The sequence below is a fragment of the Zymomonas sp. genome, assembly GCF_020216885.1.
Classification (GTDB): Bacteria; Pseudomonadota; Alphaproteobacteria; order Sphingomonadales; family Sphingomonadaceae; genus Zymomonas.
Genome location: NZ_JAIWON010000165.1, coordinates 1 through 5,730, shown reverse-complemented (window position 1 = coordinate 5,730; position 5,730 = coordinate 1). Strand labels below are relative to the sequence as shown.

Here is a 5,730-nt window from a genome sequence, read left to right as displayed (position 1 = left end):
AAGGCTGCCGATTTATTGGCTCCAAAGATTGTTACAATCGAAGCCCAAGCGGCTAATGTGGCTGAAAAATTTGATCAGGCAGGACAACATCTGCTGAACCAAAAAGACAAATTATCTGAATTGATCGATGATACAGATAGAGGCCTCGATGAGCGCCAGAATAAAATCCGTGAATTTATAGAAGAAATTCAAAAAAATTATGATCAATATCAGCAGTCTTTTGATCAGATTATTGAATCAGCCAATACGCAATTAAGCGGATTTGTGCAGAAATTAGGTCAGCTAAGTGATTTAATCGCGAATATTCAGACACAAAATCATGGTTTGGTAACCAAGGCAACGCCTGTTCTTAAATCTGAAATCGAAAATATTCAGAAACTGGTGACAGATACGAGAGAAGAAGAAAAAGCCCTAATGGCTTCTCTTGGTGCTGATTTTAGTAAGATGCTACAACAGCAAGTTACCGAGGCGCTTGATCATACATTGGTTGAAAAAGTAAAATCGGGGCTATCTTCAATCGATGTGGTTGCTGAAAAAAGCGTAGAATCGACCCGCAAAGCAACTGAAAGACTGATGCAACAAATGCTGACCATTACCAATATTACAGCGGGCATCGAAAAGCGCATCAATGAAGCCAAGGAAGAAATCGAAAATCATGACGAAGGTAATTTTACCCGTCATGTCGCATGGTTAATTGATGCCTTACGGTCAAAAACTATTGATATCACCCGCCTCCTGTCGTCAGATGTTTCAGATACGGCATGGCTGTCCTATCTGAAGGGAGATCGCGGGGTATTCTCACGCAAAGCTGTCCGCCTGCTCGATAATAACGAGTTAAGGGCGATACAGAGGGAATACGAAAAAAATACAGATTTTCGTGAGCATGTGAATTATTACATTCATGATTTTGAGTCTATGCTCAGACGAGTGGTCAATAGTCGTGACGGCACAGCGCTCAGTGTCACTTTGATGTCTTCTGATATTGGTAAGCTCTATGCTGCCTTATCGCAGGCGATCCAGAAATATCGTCAGTAAAATTGATGGGAAAAGGATAAGCCATGTCAGGGAAAAATTTTATAAAAATTATATTACCACTCGGCATGGCTTTATTGCTTGGCTTGCCTTCTTTTGAAGCAGCGCAAGCGGTGCCCGTTGCTGCCTCCTTGGCCTATAGTCAAAGATTACAACAACTACCTGAAATGCAACGCTTTGCGGTTCTAAGGGGCGCTTTAAATGATTCCGGCTATTTCTGCCGGAGGGTGGCTTCCGCTTCACCCAATAAAGAAGGCTATGATAATTTAGCGATGTGGAGCGTTCGTTGCCAAAATGACAAAACTGATTTTCAGGATTTTGCTGTATTTCTGGGGCCTGATGGTTCTGCCCAGATACGACAATGCAAGGATACTCAGTCGTTAAACCTTCCGACCTGTCATTTTTCTGATACTCCAGAAAAAGAAAAAACACAGAAATCTAAACATTGATATCTATTTGAATAAAAAATCATTTATAACGTCTTTCAATCAAAAATGATTTTCTAAAAATGAAAGCCTTTATATGGGATAGCTGTCTCATATGAATTTTTAAAAACGCTTTTTAGTGTGTTATTTTAAAGAAATTTATGGATATTCGCCACCTTCGTCTTGCCCTGTTCACAGGTAATTATAACTATGTTCGAGATGGAGCTAATCAAGCTCTTAACCGACTAGTCAGTTATTTAATGAAGCAAGGCGCTTCCATCCGAATTTATTCTCCCCAAAGTGAAACGCCCGCCTTTCCTGCCATCGGTGAAGTTATCAGCGTTCCAGCGGTGCCTTTCCCAGGGCGAAGCGAATATTGTATCCCGATTGCTCTTCCTTCTCGTGTCCGTCGCGATATCAAAAGATTTGACCCCAATATCTTTCATATCGCTAGTCCTGAGTATCTAGGCCATCGCGCGGTCTCTTTGGCACGTAAATCTAATCTACCGGTTGTTGCTTCTGTCCATACCCGTTTTGAAACCTATCCCCGTTATTATGGCATGCCTTTTCTAGAGCCTGTTATAGAAGCTATTTTAAGAAGGCTTTACCGGCGGTGTGATGCTATTTTTGCACCCTCAGAATCTATGGCTCAACTCCTTCGGGAACAGCGGATGAGCTATGACGTAAGAATTTGGTCGCGAGGGGTTGATCGGAATTTATTCAGACCTGAAGCGCGCGATATCCATTTACGTCATGAATTCGGCATAAAGGAAGATGAGGTCGTGATCGGTTTTGTTGGGCGACTGGTCATGGAAAAAGGGTTAGACGTTTTTTCTGACACTATTGATGAATTGGTGCGTCGTAAAATTCCGCATAAAGTGCTTGTGATCGGAGAAGGTCCTGCCAGAGGATGGTTTAGCCGCCGCTTGCCACAAGCTATTTTCGCCGGATTCCAAACAGGGGAATCCTTGGCACGCGCCGTCGCCTCAACAGATATTCTGTTTAATCCCTCTGTCACTGAAACTTTTGGGAATGTAACACTTGAGGCGATGGCAACCGGCAGAGCCGTTGTCGCTGCACAAGCCACAGGCAGTGAAAGCCTTATTGATGACCCTTCAATGGGGCGTCTTATTCGGCCGGGGGCTATCAAGGATTTCGCCGATGCGTTGCAAAGCTATTGCGAGAATAAAGAACTTCGCAAAGAAGCGGGCTACAATGGCTATAAAAGGAGTGAGTGTTACGGTTGGGATAATGTAAACCAAATTTTGGCAGATAATTATCTCAGCATTATTCAGGCTCGTCAGCAAAGTGGTCAAGCTCCAAGGCTAAAACCACGCTCTTGATAAAATTTTCTGTTTCAGATGGATTCGAAACAGAAATACTTTAGATAAAGACGTTATGCTTATTTCGCTTAGCATCCGTGATATCGTGCTGATTGATGCACTCGACCTTGATTTTTCCGAAGGACTAGGTGTCCTTACCGGAGAGACAGGGGCTGGAAAATCAATCCTTCTTGATGCCTTGGGGCTAGCTCTTGGCGCAAGGGCTGATAGCGGCCTTGTCCGACCGGATTCCAAGCAAGGCATCGTAACCGCCTGTTTTACATTGCCACCGGATCATGCTCTCTATCGCTATTTACAGCAAAATGCTTTGACGGTTGAGGAGGGCGAGGCGCTGATTGTCAAAAGAATCGTCAAGGCTGACGGCGGCAGTCGGGCATTACTGAATGATCAGCCTATTTCGGTTTCTCTGCTCAAAGAAGTTTCCAGTTATCTTATCGAAATCCATGGGCAGCATGATGAAAGGGGACTTCTTAATCCGCGTAGCCATCGTCTGTTACTCGATAATTTTGGCCATATTGATACCTCTCCCGTATCCAAGGCTTATGCTTACTGGCAGGAAACAGAAAAAGCCCTCAAGCAAGCCTTGCTTTTAAAAGAAGAGCGGGAGCAGGACAAAGAATGGCTTGAAGATGCCGTTCAGGAATTGACGGCCTTCGCTCCACAGGATGGGGAGGAAGCCTCTCTCGCTGATGAACGCAAAATGCTTCAAAAAGGGGCAAGACTCGCTGAAGATATGGAAGCCATTGGTCAGTGGATTGATGGCACTGATGGCGCGCTTTCGCTCTTGCGACAGGCTGGAAGGCGTCTTGGGCGGATTTCTTTTGAATATCCTGCTCTGGCGGAAGCTCTTGAATCTTTGGATAAAGCTCTGAATGAAGCAGGCGATGCCAGCGAAAGGCTAGGCCACGCCGCGATGATGCTTGATAACGATCCGATCAAATTGGATGCTATCGAAGCCCGTCTGTTTGAACTACGTGCCTTGGCGCGTAAACATCGGGTTGCACCGGATGAACTACCCAATTTTGCAAAAGAGCTTCAAGGTAAACTGGAACAGATAGAATCTGGTGAACAGGGTATCGCTCTGTTACAGGCTGAAAATAAATCAGCGCGACAGAATTATCAGCAGGCGGCAGAAAAGCTACACCAATCTCGCCGAAAAACAGCCGAAAATTTTGATAAAGCGGTTATGGCTGAATTGCCGCCCTTAAAAATGGAAGCGGCACGGTTCCAAACCAAAATTGAAAAATTAGAGGCTTCACAATGGGGCAGTGAAGGATGTGACCGCGTTGAATTTACGATTTCGACAAATCCGGGAGCCGATTTTGCGCCTTTGATGAAAATAGCCAGCGGAGGGGAACTCTCGCGATTTATGCTGGCATTGAAAGTGGTTCTAGCGGGGGCTGAGGGGACTGAAACTATTATTTTTGATGAAATTGACCAAGGCGTTGGGGGCGCTGTTGCCAGTGCCATCGGCGAACGCTTGGCAAGATTATCTGAAAAATCACAATTACTTGTTATTACGCACAGCCCTCAAGTTGCAGCGCGCGCTGCCCAGCATTGGCTTATCCAAAAACATCATCCTCAATCTTCTACTAAAAAGACTTTTGCTACTCGGACAGAAGTCAAGGCGCTCACTTTTGACGAAAGGCGAGAGGAAATAGCGCGTATGCTTTCAGGGGCAGAGGTAACCGACGAAGCCCGCGCGCAGGCGCGCCGTTTATTGCGCCATTAAAAATCTATAACAAATTCTTCGGATTGAAGGCGTGCGGACAATTCGTTTTGTTTCTCAATCTTGATCATGTTTATACAGCCGAAGCTAAAATGAAATTTATGGTTATTAAATAACAACTATAAATATTTTTATTATATTATGATGGCGGAGACTTTTATGAGCTATCAATCGCAACCGGCTATTCCGGTAAAAGAAAGTCGTGTTACCTTACTTCGGAATCCTCTTTTAAATAAAGGCAGCGCTTTCTCTGCCGAAGAGAGAAAGGCTTTTCAATTAGAAGGCTTGGTTCCAGCCCAAATCGAAAGCATCAATATTCAAGCCGAACGCTGTTACCAACAGTATAAAGAACAAAAAACAGATTTAGATCGCTATATCTTTTTGCGCGCACTTCAGGATGAGAATGAAACGCTTTTCTTTCATCTTGTTGCCGATCATATCGCCGATATGATGCCTATTCTTTATACACCGACAGTAGGCAGCGCGTGCCAGAATTATTCTCATCTTTTCCGTAAAAGCCGTGGTTTATTTATCGCTTATCCTGATCGCGATAAAATTGGCGATATCCTGAAACAGACGGAACAGGAAAATATAAAAATTATTGTTGTCACCGATGGCGAACGTATCTTGGGGTTAGGCGACCTTGGGGTCGGGGGTATGGGAATCCCTATTGGGAAATTGGCACTCTATACAGCTTGTGGAGGCATTGACCCTTCGACGGTCTTACCGATTGTTCTTGATGTCGGCACGAATAATGAAAATCTTCTGAATGATCCGCTTTATATGGGATGGCATCATAAACGGATAACAGGCGATGAATATTACAGCTTTGTTGATCAGTTTGTTCAGGCTGTGATGCAAAAATGGCCTGATGTGTTCTTGCATTTTGAAGATTTTGCCCAAAAAAATGCTTTGCCATTGCTGGAAAAATATCGCGATCAATATTGCTGTTTCAATGACGATATTCAGGGAACTTCTGCGGTCGCTTTAGCCACCCTTTATTCTGCTTGTAAAACGCGCAAAACCTCTATCAGAGATCAGCGTATCGTTTTCCTTGGTGCCGGTTCCGCTGGTTGCGGTATCGCAGAACAAATTGTCTCTGCTATGGTGGCTGAAGGACTAGATGAAGCTACTGCGCGCGGTCAAGTGTATATGGTTGATCGCCATGGTCTTATCACTGACGATATGCAGGACATTCCTG

At 44.4% G+C, this 5,730-nt stretch carries 4 protein-coding genes and 1 pseudogene; all 5 read left to right on the top strand.

The genetic code is table 11. The features are described 5' to 3' along the window. Positions 1-1,035, top strand: a pseudogene (locus tag LDL18_RS08595) (hypothetical protein); the annotation flags it as partial. Positions 1,036-1,058: 23 nt separating this feature from the next. After that, positions 1,059-1,481 carry a hypothetical protein gene (locus LDL18_RS08590; protein WP_296508753.1) on the top strand — a complete coding sequence of 141 codons (423 nt, stop codon included), beginning with the start codon at positions 1,059-1,061 and terminating at the stop codon, positions 1,479-1,481. Positions 1,482-1,618: 137 nt separating this feature from the next. Continuing rightward, a complete protein-coding gene (locus LDL18_RS08585; protein WP_296508751.1) occupies positions 1,619-2,800 on the top strand; it encodes a glycosyltransferase family 1 protein in 1,182 nt (393 codons plus the stop codon). Positions 2,801-2,855: 55 nt separating this feature from the next. After that, a complete protein-coding gene (gene recN, locus LDL18_RS08580; RefSeq protein WP_296508749.1) occupies positions 2,856-4,532 on the top strand; it encodes a DNA repair protein RecN in 1,677 nt (558 codons plus the stop codon). Between the two features lie 156 nt (positions 4,533-4,688). Then, on the top strand, positions 4,689-5,730 hold a 1,042-nt coding region (maeA, locus tag LDL18_RS08575), incomplete at its 3' end, for an oxaloacetate-decarboxylating malate dehydrogenase (protein ID WP_296508747.1).